Below are 15722 nucleotides of genomic sequence, written 5' to 3' on the forward strand. Positions count from 1 at the left end.
CGCAAAAAATTGACCGGGATCAGTCGGATAGCAGGGCCGGACTCAAGTTTTTTGCAGGCAATCCGTAATACAGCGTGCTGCGGACCGATTTCCGCGGCACTTTTCACCGCTCACGTCCCGTCATGAACCTGAACGCCCTGTTTTCCCGTTTCTCGATCCGCACGCGGATCTTCTCCACGCTCGGCCTTGTCGCCGTGCTGCTCGTCGTGTCGGGGCTGATCGGCCTCGCCGGCATGCAGAGCTCGAACCGCGCGCTCGACGAGGCCTATACGCAGCAGCTGGCGGCGAAGACCGCGCTGTCGACGGCCAGTCTCAACCTGACGATCGTGCGCACGACGCTCGACCGCGCGCTGCTGCACCCGGAAGCGCCGGACGTGCCCGATCTCGTCAAGAAGGCCGAGAGTTATCTCGCGAAGGCCGACACCGCGTGGCGCGGCTACGCGTCGATGCCGCACGACGGCGACGAAGGCCCGCTCGCGAGCCGCCTCGATGCCGCGCGCCAGGCGCTGATCGGGCAGGCGCTGAAGCCGATGATCGACGCGGTCCGCGACGGCCGCCGCGACGAGGCCGACCGGCTGCTGATGTCGGTCGCGCCGCCGCTGTCGGTTGCGCTCACGCAGGCGACCGATGCGCTCGATGCGTACCAGGGCGCACGCGGCAAGGAGGTGTACGACACCGCGCAGACCTACTACGGCTGGATGCGTGCGGGCGCGATCGCGGGTATCGCGTTCGGCCTGGCCGCGTGCCTCGGCTGCGCGATCGGCCTGCATTACGCGATCACGCAGCCGGTGAACCGCCTGCTGTCGCATTTCCGCCGCCTGTCGGAAGGCGACCTGACGTCGGAAGTGCGCTGGTCGTCGCGCGACGAGATGGCCGAACTGGTCAACGGCGTGACCGGCATGCAGCGCAGCCTCGCGGACACCGTGCGCCAGGTCAGCCAGGGTTCCGAGGCGATCTCGACGGCGACGCACCAGATCGCGGCCGGCAACACCGACCTGTCGCAGCGTACCGAGGAACAGGCGTCCGCATTGCAGGAGACTGCCGCGAGCATGGAGCAGCTCACCGCGACCGTGAAGCAGAACGCGGACAACGCGGTGGAGGCGCAGGCCTGCGCGGACACCGCGAGCGAGATCGCCACGCGCGGCGCGACCGTGGTCGGCGAGGTGATCGGCACGATGAACGAGATCGACCAGAGCTCGCAGAAGGTCGCCGACATCATCGGCACGATCGAGGGGATCGCGTTCCAGACCAACATCCTCGCGCTGAATGCGGCGGTCGAAGCCGCGCGTGCCGGCGAGCAGGGCCGCGGCTTCGCGGTGGTCGCGGGCGAGGTGCGCACGCTCGCGCAACGCTCGGCGTCGGCGGCGAAGGAAATCCGCACGCTGATCGGCGAATCGGTCGAGCGCGTCGCGAACGGCTCGCGGCTCGTCGGCGTGGCCGGTACGACGATGCAGGACATCCAGCAGGCGATCGGCCGCGTGACGGGCATCATGACGGAGATCGCGGCCGCGTCGAACGAGCAGCGCGACGGGATCGAGCAGGTGAACCGCGCGGTGTCGCAGATGGACCAGGTCTCGCAGCAGAACGCGGCGCTCGTCGAGCAGGCTGCGGCTGCGGCGGCTTCGCTGGAGGAGCAGGCGGACGGGTTGCGTCGCGCGGTGGGGGCGTTCCGGGTGGCTTGAGCGACGGCGTGGCGTGGTGGCGGGTTTGTCGGTTGACGTAACCCGTCTCGCGGATCAGTCCGTGTGCTCGCGGATGATCCGGTCGAGCAGATCGGGGATGTCGGAAGGTGCCTCTGAACCCGTGAACGTACACACTTCGATGTGCCCGTCACGAAATACGTCTACTTCGACGCGCAGTGCGACTATCGTCATCGAGACCAGCACGCTGTCCGGTCGGTTGCGGCTCAACGTGTAATGGATCTTCGCGGTATCGAGGCGGTCGAGCAGGTTGAATAGCGGATGTGTGGTCATGACCCGAAGGATTGTTTGCTGAACACGTGCCCTTGCGTGATCGCCCAAGTAGTTCGCTTGCCACTTCATGCCGCCGCAAGTTCAAACGCCCGGGGCCAGGCTCAACCCGATCGCCTCGCACAGCACGGCGACTTCCGCGCCGCATGAAGGCTCGAGCACGAACAACGCCTTGCGATTCGCGTCGAGATCGGCCAGATATTGATCGAGCAGCGCCTCGTCGACGCTTGCTGCTTCGAAATCTTCCCGGCTGTGCATCCACTTCAGCCACTCGCATACGTCGGCCGCCGAAAACGCGTATGCGGGGGATATCAGAAGGCGTGACACGACATTCTGTTCCGCAAAATCGATTACGCGTTGGGAGATGACGCCGGTGAAGCGAAACGTGCCGACCCTTCCGTCGATTCGACGAAACCGAAGCCGCAATTCCCGAGCAGTCGGACGATGGTCAATGGTGACGAGTTCGGCATCGTGGAAGGTCGGCATGTCGTCGAGCCCGATCACGCTTTGGTAAGTCACGTTGCCCATGAATGAAATCCCCTGCCGGTGTATGTAATCCAGCGCTCTGTGCGTGTCGTTCGCGACGCTTGCGGCCGGCTCGTCCGTGTCTCGTCTTGGTTGGAACGTCAATGCGCCCGGAGAAACGGGATTGTTCCAGGTGGCTTGCCTGCCGAAATCTAAAGCGATTTCAACCCGCCGCGAGCTGCGCGGCCGCGCGCGACGACGCGACGATCAGCAGCTTCATCGTCGCGCGCGTCGCGCCGACGAACAGCTTGCGCGCGGCACGCGCGTCGAGCGTGTCGAAGTCGACCTCGGTGAGGATCACGCAAGGCGCCGACTGGCCCTTGAAGCGGTAGATCGAATCGAGCAGCACGTCGCCTTCGCGATATTCCGGGTTGCCGAACAGGTCGTACTTGCCGGTGAAACTCTTGAGCCGATGCGGGCCGAGCTGGTCGAGCGGCGCGAGCACCGAGCCTTCGCGGCCGCGATACGACAGCACCGCGATGTCCTGCTTGCGAAAGCCAAGCGACAGCGCGTGCGTGATCGCCCGCTTGGTCGCGTCGACGCAGGCTTCGGCCAACGCGTCTTGCGACGCGCCTTCTTCCCCGTACGCCGACACCGACGGATCCGAACCGTCGAACGGGCTGCCCGAGCGCAGCTCGGCCGCGAGCGGCTCGACCCTGCCGACGATGTCGCGCACGAATTCGAGCAGGTCGCGCGGGCTCCGGTAGTTCGTGAGCGCCTTCAGCGTGACCCAGCCCGGCAGCGCGACGGGCTCGCGCATGTACAGGTTCTGCAGCGGATCTTCCAGCCACCACCATGCGCCGTCCGGCACCAGCAGGCGTTCCAGCGCGGCCGCCCACGGCGCATGGAAATCCTGCCCTTCGTCGACGACCAGCACGTCGAAGCGCCAGCGTTCGGAAATGGGCGTTTGCGCGAAGCGCGCCTCGAGCCGTTCGAATTCGCCGGGCACCTGGAAGTCCGGCGTATAACCGCCGTCGCGCGCGACCCAGTCGCACAGCTGGTGGTAATTCGCGATCTTCGCGCCGGGCGGCGCGATGCGCGTGATGTAGTCGGCGAGCGGCCGGTTGAAGCACACATAGAGCACGCGCTTGCCGGCCGCGACGGCATCGCGCATCGCCTGCACCGCGAGCTGCGTCTTGCCCGAGCCGGCCGTGCCGGTGACGCGCAGCCGGAACGGCGCGAATTCGAGCTGGCGCGCCCATGCGGCGAGCCCGCCCGACAGCCGCGTGACAAGCGTGCCGGCCTGCCCGACGAGCGCGCTCGTATCGGGCGTGAGTGCGAGCTCGTCCGCGAGGAAATGGTGGAGTTTCGGCGCGTTCGGAAAGTGCTCGTCGTCCTCGGGCAGGATCCGCAGGATCACCTGCGCGAGCTGCGCCTTGCGCGACGCGTCGACGATGCGGTCGGCCGCGACGCCGGCGATCGACGCGTCGCGGATCGAGTAGTCGGGGCAGTACAGCAGCGCCTCGACGCCGTAGACACCCGCGCCGAGCGCGGCCGTCAGGCGCCGGTGCAGCGTTTCCTGCGTGCGCGCGAGCTGGATCGGGACGTTGCGTTCCTTCTGCAGATAGACCTTCACGAGCCCCTTCGGCGTTTCGCGCAGGAAGCCGGCTTTCTGCTCGATCAGCAGCACGCGGCCGGCCGGGCTCACGACGACGAACGCGGCCTCGCCGAACACCGAGAACGCCTGGTCGGCGCGCGTCCAGTGCACGCCGTGATACACGGTGTAGCCGTCGGGCAGCGCGTGTTCGAGGGCCGCGAGCGTTTCGCGCTCGCGTTCGGCCGCGCCGGTCGCGGCGAGGCTTTTCCAGTCGTCGGGGATGAGGCGGGCCATGGCGTCGGGCGGCGGATGCCGGCGTGGGCGTGAACGGGTGCGGCTATTGTACTGATCCACGACCCTGTTCACGACCGCCGTGCCGCGCGGACGATGGCCGTCCGGACGGGGAACGGCCCGGGGACGTTACCCGCGTGCGAGCCGTTTCGCGAGATCGGCGCTGAGGATCGCCATGCGCGCGGGTTTTTCGTAGCAGACGACGTCGAACGCGCGGATCACTTCGCTGATGTCGGCCTCGCTCGCGCGGCCGGTGAGCAGGTCGCCCGTCAGCACGAAGATCGGCGCGCCCGGGTTGTCGGACGTGCGCACGGCCTTGATCGCGGTGGCGGCCGTGCTGTCGTCGAACAGCCATTCGGTCAGGACCGCGTCGAACGCCTGGCCCTGCAGCGCGTCGACGAACGGCGCGAGGCCGTCGAATGCGGCCGTCGCGAAACCCTGGCGTTCGAGATAGCGGCACAGCTCGGTCGCGCTGACGCGATCGGGGTCGATCACCGCGACGACGAGCTTGTCGCTCTCCGCGCGGCGCGGATAGATCTCGATCTTGTGCACGTCGTACGCGTTCTGGTACAGCACGCCGGTGTGGCGCAGCACGCGCCAGCGGCCGTTCTGTTCGTACGCGACGAATTCGGGGCGCGCGCCGGCTTCGAGCGGCGCGCCGATCCATGCGGTGCACGGAATCTCGGCGACGCCCGCATAAAGTACGGCCTCCTGCGAATAGGCGCCGACCATGCCGGGGTCGAGCGTTTGCGCGCCGAACAGCTGGGCGGCGGGTTCGCCGTACGCTTCGGCGACTTTCTTGATCTGCGCGAGCGTCCAGGGGCTGCTGCCGCGCAGCTTACGATGGCCTTGCGAAAAGCTCAGGTCGAGGATGCGGCATAGCTCGGTGGTCTGCTGGCGCTTGCCGATGCCGTTGCGGGTCATCAGCTCGCGCACGCGCTCGGCAACCGCGAGGGAATCCGTGGTGATTGCTTCAGTGGTCATGCTACGGGAACGGATCGTGACGTTCAGAACGACGCCTTGCGGCAGTCTCGACGGACAGTCTTCGTGACGTCCAGGGGCGAGCCGACCGGCCACGCGCGGAAAAGATAACTTTACCGCAAAATGGTCGTTATTCAGCGTCGTGAAAGGTGCGTTTGTGTGAAAGGTGTGTCACGACGTTACCACCGCCGCCCGTATCCGGATGTATTAACCCCTGACAGGAAACAATGACGACCACCTATCCGCTGCACGATGCCCTGACCCTTGGCGATACGCCATTCCCGGCCGACGCCGACGTCGTGATCGCCGGCGCCGGCATCATGGGCTGCGCAGCCGCGTATTACCTGGGTCTGCGCGGCCTGAAGGCCGTCGTGCTCGACAAGTCGCGTATCGCCGGGCAGCAGTCGACACGGGCGTGGGGCTTCGTGCGGCAGCAGGGCCGGGAAGCTGCCGAGGTGCCGCTGATGATGGCCGGCATGCGGATCTGGGAAACGTTAGAGGAAACCCTCGGTTTCGATCTCGAATGGCGGCAGGGCGGCTGTCTTTATATTGCGGACAACGAAACGGACTGGGCGTCGTTCAACGCGTGGCTCGCGGTCGCGCGCGAGCACGGACTCGACACGCGCACGCTGACGCGCGCGCAGATCGACGAGCGCGTCAGCGGCCTTTCGCCGCAGGCACGCACGCTCGGCGGGCTGTATACGGCGACCGACGGGCAGGCCGAGCCGCGCCGGGTGGCTGCCGCGTTCGCCGCGCGTGCCGTCGAGGCCGGCGCGCGCTTCTTCGAAGGCTGCGGCGTGACCGCGATCGAGACGGCCGGCGGCGCGGTGGTCGGCGTCGTGACCGAGCGCGGCACGATCCGCACGCGGCGCGTGATCTGCGCGGCGGGCGCGACCAGCTTCCGGCTGCTCGACGGCGTCGGCATCCGGCTGCCGCAGCAGGCCGTCCGCGGTACCTGCATGCGCACCAATGTGGTGCCGCCGGTGTCGGCGTCGACGGTGTGGGGGCACGGCCTCGGCATCCGGCAGCGCAAGAACGGCGCGATCAATCTCGCCGACGACATGCAGGTCGACGTCGACCTGACGCTCGGCCACCTGCGCGGGTTGAGCCTGTTCTGGCCGGAGTTCTGGTCGCAGCGCGACAAATTCCGGCTGCACGTGAACGGGGCTGCCTGGCGCGATGCGCTTGCGCGCATCAACGGTGCGACCGGGCCGATCGAGCCGCGCGATCCGCAGCCGCAGCCGAATCGCGCGCATGCGCCGCGTGCACTCGCGAAACTCAAGACGATCTTTCCCGCGCTGAAGGACGCGCAGATCGTCGAGGCCTGGGCCGGCCTGATCGACGTGCTGCCCGACGGCATTCCGGTGATCGACGCGCCGGGCACGCCGTCCGGGCTCGCGATTGCGACGGGGTTCTGCGGCCACGGTTTCGCGATGGGGCCGATCGTCGGGCGGCTGCTTGCCGAATGGATCGACACCGGCGCGCCGTCGCTCGACCTGTCGGCGTTTCGCGCGCAGCGCTTCGTCGACGGGACGATGGTGCGGCCGCGCAGCATGCTGTAACGGACGAATCGATGCGATGACGTCGGCCGGTCGCGGCCGACCCATCGTAGAATCGAGCCCGCATCCTTCAGGAGATTCCCCGTTGGCATCGCCCTCCGCCCAGCGCCGTTCGTTGCGCTCACGCCTGCGTCGCGCGCGCAACCCGTGGCAGGCGCCGCGCGCGCGCACGCTGTTCACGCGTCGCGCGACGTCGCCGCGCCGCACGCTGCTGTTCCGTCTCGGCGCGGTCGCGCTGCTGTGCACGCTCGCGTTCCTCGTGCTGTATCTCGATCGCGACGGGTTGCGCGATTCGACCAAGAGCACGCCGATGACCGTCGCCGATCTCGTGTACTTCACGATGGTCACGGTCGCGACGGTCGGCTACGGCGACATCGTGCCCATCACCGCACGGGCGCGTCTCATCGATGCGTTCTTCATCGTGCCGATCCGCATCGTCATCTGGTTCATTTTCCTGGGCACGGCCTATCAGTTCGTGATCCAGCGCGTCGTCGAGGAATTCCGCATGAAACGCCTGCAAAAGCAATTGTCCGATCACATCGTCGTATGCGGTTATGGCCTGTCGGGCTCGATCGCGGTACGCGAATTGCTCGAGAGCGGCGTCGATCCGGCGACGGTCATCGTGATCGATTCGCAGCAGCAGGCGCTCGAGGCCGCGACGTCGCTCGGTGTGACGGGGCTGCTCGGCGATCCCGCGCACGAGGATCTGCTGCAGCAGGCGCAGGTGCGTTCGGCGAAGGCGGTGATCATTTCGGTGACCGACGATCCGACCGCGATCCTGCTGACGCTGTCGGTGCGCAGCATCGCGCCCGATACGAAGATCGTCGTCCGGATCCAGGAGAACCTGTACCAGCGGCAACTGCGGCAGGCGGGTGCCGACGTGATCGTGTCGTCGACGAAGATCGGCGCGCTGCTGCTCGCGGACGCCGTGCATAGCCGCTATATCGTGCCGTTCGTGAACGACATGCTGTCGACGCGAGGGCGCGCGACGCTGCTGGAGCGCGAGGCGATGCCGCAAGAGGTCGGCTGCATGACGAACGTCGTGCCGGGTGCGATCGTCGTCGGGCTCGATCGGTGCGGGAAGATTTTTTCGTTCTACGAGGACCCGCCTTGCCGGATCGAGGCAGGGGACACGCTGGTTGTGATTCAGTCGGCGCGGATTCCGGATCCGGATGTTTAGGGTTGGATGATTCTTAAAAAAATAATATTTTCAATGTATTGCGTTCGTTTCCCTCGATAAATTTTTTGTTTCATTCCTCATGTGTAGGCACCGTGTAGGCGTTCTGGAGGAACTTATATCAACGCCGATCGCCGCAGGTGCGCTGTCTGGTGCGACTGTGTGTGCGCATACTCGAGGAATGGCGCGCTCATTTGGACGAAGCCGGCATAGCACATTCGTTGGCGCTCATCGGTGCCTTAGCTGGCTTTTTGTGATTGAGGGGTGTGACGGCGAAACCGCTTCGCCCACGGGGGATGCGAAAACGGTAAAAGACTACGACCTGCAACAAGGACAATCGAATCGAGGCTTTAAGCGCATGCGCAGCGATGGCACTTTCGACCCGGTAGTTCTTGAATTTTCCGAGGCCGCAGGTCGCATGCTCGATAGCATGCCGCAAATGATCAAGGCGCGGTTCTGGAGCGTCGGACAATTGCCTGAAATGGAGCCGTATCTATTGCGGCTTCCCGTTCTCATGGCGCGAACTGCTGGCGTACTTCATCGCTTCGAAGGCGATGAAGGGCTGATCTCGGTTGCAACGATGCGGGTGGCTGCTGAGCTGGGGTTCTGGTTGGCGCAGGAGACGAGCCAGGTGCTTTTGCGCTCGAAAGAGCCTTCAGCAGCGGACAAGAACGACATCGACATACTCGTGCACATGCTACGTGTCCATGTTCTCCGGTGCCGCCGTCCGTTTGTCACCAGAGGAGAGCTCGCGGACATGGCCCCTGGATTTGGTCTCGACGATGCCCGTTGCAAGCGGGCGCTGCATGCCTTGTGTCAAGCCCACTGGGTGTCGCTGGACAGCCGCGGGAGTGCCAAGTTCATTCGCCTGAGGGTGAGGGCGCCCAGGTCGTTGCACCGATCCAGCAAGGCGACTCCTTCGGATGCCGAGCAGTAGTGGTGGCTTACTCCGAATGGTGGGCCACCGGCGCACGGATCTAGCCTTCATTGCTGACACGGACTAGCCATTTTTTCGGCCGGAAGATGAAATCCGTTTGAACTCGGAAAAGCTGGTGAGCGACTACGATACGTACTCAATCGTCACGACCACGGACCTGTTTCACGACGAGGCGTGCCGGCACATCGAGCGAGAGCATCATGCGGAGAGACGTCACCTCGCTTGCCGCTGAATGTCTGATGGCGATGAGTCGCTTGGCCGGGTGTTGCTTTCGCGTTTCAGCTGGACGCAACTGGACAAGACTTGTCCTGAGTTTCCGATATCTTTCAGCAGGCTTGACCGAAGTAATGCGCAACTGACTTGTCCGGAGGTTAGGACGGCATGAAAATTAACGGGTGACTGGATGAGCCGTATCGGATGGATCGATTTTTCTTCGACGGATCGCAAGCGCGTGCACGAAGTGCTCGCGCTGATGAAAGAACCGGGCACACTAGATGAGCTGGGCTTCGGACAACTCCGAGATGCATACGCGGACACGCTCTTTCCCGGCTTCACTACGGTTCAGACGCGCGCAAGGTATTTCCTCGCCGTGCCGAAGATCATGCTGGACTGGGCGGAGTTGCCAGACGCGAAGCGCCGCCGCCGACCGCTCGACGAATATCTGAAGATCGCGGAGAACGAATTCGCCAGGACGCTCAAGACCAACTACGATGCGGCGGATCTGGAACCTGAAGGCGTGATCGGTCACACCGTGGTGGAGCAGGGCGGTGTTGCGCGACGTCCGTCCTCAACTTACTGGAACGGCCTGCGCGTGTTTGAAATCGTACGCACGAAAAGTTCGCTCGCGGAATTCTGCCGCTACTGGCATCGCGACGGGGATGCTCAGGAAGCCGTAAGCTCCGAGGAAGGCAGCGATGACGCCGGGCAACGCGTCGAATCCGTCGTGCGTCGGCCGCCCGGATCGCGAGGCGACTGGCCGGCCGGTCTCACCTTGAAATTGGACGAGGATGAAGCGCGTTTCCTGCGCGAGCGCTTCACTACCGCGCGTGACCTTGATGACACGGTTTGCGCCCAGTTGCTTTCCAACGACCTGACGGTCAGTGCGCTGAGCGACGATCACGCCAGCTTTGCCGCGTTCAGCGCATGGGCAGCCAGACAAATTTCGCTCAGCCAGACATGCCGCAACAACATCGCGGCAGCGCAGCGCTTCAGCCTTGCAGTCGAGGGCGCGCATATCGTTTTCAACCGGCTGATTGCGGAAGGCATCGACGATGACCGTCTGCACGCGGTCTGCGATGAGCTCTACTCCGATTGGCGCGTAACAGTCAAACTCGCCGGTATCTTCCATCCGGGTGCGGATCTCGAGTGGCTGAGCGTCGCCGAAGCGGGCGGCACGCGTGTGAAGCGGCGGACCATCGAATTCCTCGAACGATGGAATGCGCTGAATCAGGCTGACGCGCCAAAGCAGGCCGATCTCGATGCACTTGTCCGTACTCAGGCCGTCGACAACAAGCCCGCGCGCTCGTTGTTGATCAAACTACCGCGCGAGCGTGCCGACTGGTACGGCATGAGTGCGCTCGACTACCGCTGGCAGACCGTGCGGCGCATGTTGAACGATATCGTCGAGGTGTTGCCTTGCTGACGCTCGAAAACGATCGTCTCGACTACGGCGGTCAATTGCGCGCGCCGCCGGGCTATGCGTTGCACTCAGCTATCGCAACCACCTTCTCGCTCGATCTCGAAACGCTCGCCGCCGCTTCGCTCGCGCTCACGCTGGATCAGACGCTGGAAGAAGAGGAGGAAGGCGAACTGTCGGGCGAGCGTGTGGCGTTGCTCGAATCCATCGATCAGCTTCAGAAGCGCCTGATGGTGTTTTATCAGCGCGGCAACATCAAGGTGCCGGGCAAGTTCAATCGCCTCTTTACGTTGCTCGAGCCGCTGCTCGTGCCGGTCGTCGCGCTCGAAGGCGCAGACGGCGCGTTCGCGTCGTTCCATCCTAAAGTGTGGCTGCTACGCTTCACCGCGCTGGATGAGGATGGTGCGGATCGCTGGCGCTTGCTGGTGTTGTCGCGCAACCTCACGTTTGATCGTAGCTGGGATCTCGCCGTGTCGATCGACGGCGAAACGGCACGCAACGGCAACGGCGATCCGCGCCTCCTCGCGTTTCTGCGTTCTCTGGCGCAGGACGCTCACAACATTGCGGAGATCGAAGCCTGGTGCGATGCCCTCGGACACGTCGCCTGGACGGCGCCCGATCAGTTCGACCCGGCGTTCGAGGTGCTGCCGGGCTTTCACGGCGACGAGAAGACCGCTGGCGTGCCGCTGGATCTGCCGGACAAGTTCGACGATTTGCTGGTCGTGTCACCTTTTCTCGATGCCGATGGACAAAGCATGCTCGCCGAGCTGGCCAGCCGCACGCGCGATGACGCGAGACGCACGCTCATCAGCCGGGGTGACACGCTCGACAAGATTGGCAGAGACGCGCTGGACAACTGGGATTGCCTGTCGCTGTCGGAGCGCGTGGTCGACGGCGAGGAGCGGCTCGAAAGCCGCGCGCCAGCGCAACAGAATCTTCACGCCAAGCTCATCGTCGCGAAGTACGGCGCGCAGGCCATCTGGCATGTTGGTTCGGCCAATATGACGAACGCCGCGTTCGGGCAGCCGGGCAAGCTGGCGCCGCCCCGCAATCGCGAACTGATGCTGCGACTGACGGGCAGGAACCGCAAGATCGGTCCCGACGCCTTGCTGGAAGCATGGAAGACGTCCAACGTGTTCCATAAGCACGAGTTTCGCGAGGCCGGGCCGGCCAGCCCCGAGGAAGACAGCGCGATGCGCCGCGCCGTGCATGCACTAAGTTCCGCCGGGTGGCTGCTCCACGTGAAGGAATATCGGAGTGAGCCGGGCCGGTTCGACCTGCGGCTCGACATGCAGCCTGACGGCGCGGCCGTACGATTGCCGGCGGGCTATGAGGCCACCGCGCGCCTGCTCTGCCGCGACGATCCGCGCGCGCTCGGCGCTTCGATGACGTGGACCGGCGTCAGCCTGACGGACATTAGCGCATTCCTGCCGGTCGAGATCGTGTCGCCGAAGGGCGTGCGCAAGCGATTCGTCGTGCAGGCGGCGTTGTCCGTCGACTTGCTCGAGCGGCGCAAGGGTGCGCTGTTCCGGGATATCGTCGGCGACGGCCGAAAGCTCCTGCGTTACCTCGAATTGATTCTGCACCTGGATCCGTCGCGCACCGACTGGTCGCGCGCCGACGGCAACGGGCAGGGCGCAGACGTGTTCGGGCTCGACGGCAAGGGCGCGCTCTACGAGCAACTTCTGCGGGCGGCCTCCCGCGCGCCGCGCCGGATGAGCCGTGCCGTCGATATTTACCGGCGCATTCGCGCCGAGGTCGAGACTTTGCCGGAAGGGCTGGACGCGCTCTTCGACAGTTTTGTCGCCTACCATCGGGAACGAAACGCATGATGCATGAAGCGCAACAGCGCATCCAGGACGCGCTCGGTGACTTGAGGGACTTTCAGCGCGCAACAGTCACGCAAGCGTGCATGCGTCTCGATGGCCCGAACGGACTGCACGGCCGGCTGCTGGTCGGCGATGAAGTTGGACTTGGCAAGACGCTGGTGGCGCGCGGGGTCGTGGCTTCGCTTTTGAGCCGCCGCCTGGAAGACAATCTTGCGGCGCAACCGCTCAGAGTGGTCTATATCTGCTCGAATCAAGCGCTCGCGCACGAGAACGCGGGCAAGCTCGCAGTGTTCAGCGGCAGTGAACAGGAGCAGTGGGTCAGTTCGCTGAAATTCGGCCGTCTCGCGGAACTCGGTCTCAAGCAGGACGACCCGGAACCCGGCACGCTGATGGAATCGTGCTCGCTCACGCCAGCGACTTCGTTTTCGCTGAGCCGGGGAGGCGGGAACGCGCTGGAGCGCTACATTCTCTGGCTCGCCGTGAGGAGCGCACGCCAGATTAATGACACCGAGCAACTGGAAGAATTCTTTCGCAACGGCGTGAAGGGCGCATGGGAGTATGCCGCGTGTTATTGCGATAACCGGGAGCTTGAGGCTCAGGCGCTCGCGGAGTTCATTGGGCGCCTCAAGGAGCGGCCGAAGCTCGATGCGTCCGCGCGAACCGCGGCGAAAGCGTTGCAACTGAATCTGCATTCGTGGGCCACGCTGATCCAGAGCCTATCCGAAGCGGCGGCGGAAGATGTCAGGGCGATCAAACACGGCACGCATCTGACGACCTGTGTGCGCGGCGGCATCCGGCAGATGTTTGTCGAAGCCTGCGCGCGCAATCTGAAGGCGGATATCTTCATCCTGGATGAATTCCAGCGGTTTTCGGCACTGCTGCACGCCGGCTCCGTTACGGCGGATGCGGCTACCGGCGAGGACGCCGTTTCGGAGGAGCAGATCATCGCGCGGCGGGTGCTGCATGAAGGCACCGGCTATGCAACGCTTCTGTTATCGGCAACGCCGTTCAAGGCGCTGACGCATCTGGACGAAGATCAGGAAGGCCAGGCGCACGAGAAGCAGCTCAACGAGCTGCTCGGCTACCTGTGCCGGGACAATAAGGACGTGCTCTGTCATTACGCTAGGGCGCGCGATGCCCTGCTGCGCCAATTGCTGACGCTGCCGGCAGCACCGCTTGTACCGGGCACGCTCAGCACGGCCGAGCGCGACCGCGTCGAGGATGCGCTACGTCCTTATATCTGCCGTTCTGAGCGGGGTGCAATCGAGCCGGACATCGAGAAGATCTTCGTGACAGTACGGGCGCACGAACTGGATGCACGCCCGCAAACGGCGGAGATCGATGGATTCGTCGCGCTCGACCGGCTCGCCCAGGCGCTCAAGTCGGTTAGCCGTGGTCACGCCGTGAGCGATGTCATGCAGTTCCACAAGGCCGCGCCCTGGAGCCTGTCTTTCCTGAGCGGCTATCAGCTTCGTGAGACGCTGCGCCTGCATGCCAGAGAGACGCCCGTCAAGGAGGCGCTGAAGGAAGCCGGCGCGGGCTGGATTCCGTACCAGCGCTTCCGGAACTACAGTCTGGATCTGACGCGCGAGGCGCCGAGCGGACGCTTCGCGCAAGTGTTGCGTGCGGCCGCGCCAGAGGGCGCCGAACGCTTGCTCTGGGTGCCGCCGAGCCTGTCCAACTATGCAGGCTGCGGCCCCTTCAAGGACAAGGAAGGCTTCAGCAAGACATTGTTGTTTTCCTCGCTTGTACTGGCTCCGCGTGCGCTGAGCAGCTACGTTTCGTACGAGTGCGAACGGCGTTTGCTGGCCAGGGGGCGCAGGCGTCACGATTATCTCGACAACCGCGACGCGTACAAAGGCACCTTGCTGTTCGACGGATCGAAGATCGGCCCGGCGTGGGGGCTGATTTATCCGTCCGCGCGTCTGGCGGCCGTGCCGGTATGTCATCCCGGCGCCTCGCTCGATGAAGTCAGGCAGCGCGTGCGCGACGAACTGACGGCGGATTTCCGCCTGCTGTGCGAGCGCTACGGGCACGGCGCGCAGCGTTACAGCGCGCGCTGGTACGCGCTCGCGCCGTTCCTGCTCGACATGATTCGCGATGGGGACAACGACACGCAGGCAAGCGTGACGCGCTGGGCGCGCGCATTCGAGCGATTTTCGGCGGCCAGTCAGGCGCGTAAGGCTCACGTGCCGCGCGTTCTGGAGCTCCTTGCCCGCGCCGGTGGCGGACTCGGTGAGCCGCCTGACGACCTGCTCGGCTGGCTCGTGGATCTTGCCATCGCCGGGCCGGCGGTGTGTATGCGGCGCACGCTCTGGACGGTCTGGGAGACCGGCGCGGCCGACGAGTCCGACGACAAACTGCTAGCGCACGCGACGGACTGCGCATCGTCGTTCATCGACAAGATGAACCGCATGGAATCGCAGCGTGTGCTACGGGCCGTGCTGCCGGGCGCCAAGCCCTGGGTAGCCGTCTCATCGTACGCTGCGATGGGCAATTTGCAGGCCGTGTTCGACGAGTTCCTGCATCTGCTCAAATCGGTTTATCGCGGCATAGACGAGTCGGTCGGGGCGTTTCACGTGGCCATTGCGCCGGGTGCGGTGTCGCTCACGGCGCAGACCGCACTGCCGCCGCTGAAAGGCCAGGTGAAACGGCACGACGTGACGTTCCACTGCCACTATGCCGTGCCGTTCGGTAATCAAAGCAGCACAGAGGAAGAGGGCATCAAGCGGATCGCCAACGTGCGTGCATCGTTCAATTCGCCGTTCTGGCCGTTCATGCTCAATTCGACGTCCATCGGTCAGGAAGGACTTGATTTTCACTGGTATTGCCGGCGCGTCGTGCATTGGAGCCTGCCTGCCAATCCGATCGATCTCGAGCAACGTGAAGGGCGCATCAACCGCTATAAATCGCTGGTGGTGCGCCAGCGTGTCGCGCAGGCTTATGGCAACGCGTTGACTTTCCCAGTGGCGTCGCAGTCACTCGACGTATGGACGCGTCTTTTCGATTTGGCAAGCAAGGATGAGCGCCGCACGGATCTCGTGCCGTACTGGTACGTCCCGCGTGGCTACGCGTGCCTAGAACGGATCGTGCCGGTGGCACCGTTCAGCAGCGAAATTGACCGGCTTGATGAGATTCTGCGGATTCTCTCTCTTTATCGATTGTCGTTCGGCCAGCCGAGACAGCAGGAACTCATCGAGAACCTGCTTAGGCGGAATTACGAGGACGCCGATCTGCGAGAGGGGGGTGTCAGGATTTCCGTGTTCAAGGCGGGTTGAGA

Annotated in this window: 11 protein-coding genes; 7 read left to right on the plus strand and 4 right to left on the minus strand. The window is 64.6% G+C overall.

The window, feature by feature from the left end; genetic code table 11:
• Window positions 1–122: 122 nt before the first annotated feature.
• Window positions 123–1682, plus strand: a complete 1560-nt coding sequence (locus tag PQB87_RS23385; RefSeq protein ID WP_059686131.1) for a methyl-accepting chemotaxis protein — start codon at window positions 123–125, stop codon at window positions 1680–1682.
• 54 nt (window positions 1683–1736) lie between these two features.
• On the opposite strand, the gene PQB87_RS23390 is transcribed toward PQB87_RS23385, so the two are convergent.
• The 4 genes from PQB87_RS23390 to PQB87_RS23405 form a co-directional block, all read right to left on the minus strand.
• A complete protein-coding gene (locus tag PQB87_RS23390; RefSeq protein ID WP_175829896.1) occupies window positions 1737–1973 on the minus strand; it encodes a hypothetical protein in 237 nt (78 codons plus the stop codon).
• Window positions 1974–2054: 81 nt separating this feature from the next.
• Window positions 2055–2498: a hypothetical protein gene (locus tag PQB87_RS23395; RefSeq protein WP_489243993.1), complete on the minus strand. Its 444-nt coding sequence runs from the start codon at window positions 2496–2498 to the stop codon at window positions 2055–2057.
• A gap of 160 nt (window positions 2499–2658) precedes the next feature.
• Window positions 2659–4326, minus strand: a complete 1668-nt coding sequence (locus tag PQB87_RS23400) for an ATP-binding domain-containing protein (protein ID WP_059697542.1) — start codon at window positions 4324–4326, stop codon at window positions 2659–2661.
• A gap of 126 nt (window positions 4327–4452) precedes the next feature.
• Window positions 4453–5307: a helix-turn-helix domain-containing protein gene (locus PQB87_RS23405; protein ID WP_006485970.1), complete on the minus strand. Its 855-nt coding sequence runs from the start codon at window positions 5305–5307 to the stop codon at window positions 4453–4455.
• A gap of 224 nt (window positions 5308–5531) precedes the next feature.
• Between PQB87_RS23405 and PQB87_RS23410 the strand changes: the two genes are divergently transcribed.
• The 6 genes from PQB87_RS23410 (at window position 5532) to PQB87_RS23435 (ending at window position 15720) form a co-directional block, all read left to right on the plus strand.
• Window positions 5532–6866, plus strand: a complete 1335-nt coding sequence (locus PQB87_RS23410; protein WP_027789332.1) for an NAD(P)/FAD-dependent oxidoreductase — start codon at window positions 5532–5534, stop codon at window positions 6864–6866.
• An 82-nt stretch (window positions 6867–6948) separates the two neighbouring features.
• Complete coding sequence (locus tag PQB87_RS23415) at window positions 6949–8043, plus strand: potassium channel family protein (RefSeq protein WP_301862469.1); 1095 nt, start codon at window positions 6949–6951, stop codon at window positions 8041–8043.
• Between the two features lie 355 nt (window positions 8044–8398).
• Window positions 8399–8977 (plus strand): DUF3987 domain-containing protein, encoded by a 579-nt coding sequence (locus PQB87_RS23420; RefSeq protein ID WP_181523054.1) that lies wholly within the window; start codon window positions 8399–8401, stop codon window positions 8975–8977.
• Between the two features lie 403 nt (window positions 8978–9380).
• Window positions 9381–10619 carry a DUF6361 family protein gene (locus PQB87_RS23425; protein WP_111940739.1) on the plus strand — a complete coding sequence of 413 codons (1239 nt, stop codon included), beginning with the start codon at window positions 9381–9383 and terminating at the stop codon, window positions 10617–10619.
• Complete coding sequence (locus PQB87_RS23430) at window positions 10613–12445, plus strand: phospholipase D family protein (protein WP_111940741.1); 1833 nt, start codon at window positions 10613–10615, stop codon at window positions 12443–12445. The genes PQB87_RS23425 and PQB87_RS23430 overlap by 7 nt, the downstream gene beginning before the upstream one ends.
• Complete coding sequence (locus PQB87_RS23435) at window positions 12442–15720, plus strand: helicase C-terminal domain-containing protein (RefSeq protein ID WP_502291562.1); 3279 nt, start codon at window positions 12442–12444, stop codon at window positions 15718–15720. Before PQB87_RS23430 ends, PQB87_RS23435 begins: the two co-directional genes overlap by 4 nt.
• Window positions 15721–15722 lie beyond the last annotated feature (2 nt).

This window comes from Burkholderia sp. KL41 (assembly GCF_057005415.2).

Bases quoted from the DNA above. Each gene is read 5' to 3' on its own strand.
- PQB87_RS23405 (WP_006485970.1), bottom strand. From the start codon at position 5,307: ATGACCACTGAAGCAATCACCACGGATTCCCTCGCGGTTGCCGAGCGC.
- PQB87_RS23420 (WP_181523054.1), top strand. From the start codon at position 8,399: ATGCGCAGCGATGGCACTTTCGACCCGGTAGTTCTTGAATTTTCCGAG.
- PQB87_RS23395 (WP_489243993.1), bottom strand. From the start codon at position 2,498: ATGGGCAACGTGACTTACCAAAGCGTGATCGGGCTCGACGACATGCCG.
- PQB87_RS23425 (WP_111940739.1), top strand. From the start codon at position 9,381: ATGAGCCGTATCGGATGGATCGATTTTTCTTCGACGGATCGCAAGCGC.
- PQB87_RS23435 (WP_502291562.1), top strand. From the start codon at position 12,442: ATGATGCATGAAGCGCAACAGCGCATCCAGGACGCGCTCGGTGACTTG.
- PQB87_RS23385 (WP_059686131.1), top strand. From the start codon at position 123: ATGAACCTGAACGCCCTGTTTTCCCGTTTCTCGATCCGCACGCGGATC.
- PQB87_RS23390 (WP_175829896.1), bottom strand. From the start codon at position 1,973: ATGACCACACATCCGCTATTCAACCTGCTCGACCGCCTCGATACCGCG.
- PQB87_RS23400 (WP_059697542.1), bottom strand. From the start codon at position 4,326: ATGGCCCGCCTCATCCCCGACGACTGGAAAAGCCTCGCCGCGACCGGC.
- PQB87_RS23410 (WP_027789332.1), top strand. From the start codon at position 5,532: ATGACGACCACCTATCCGCTGCACGATGCCCTGACCCTTGGCGATACG.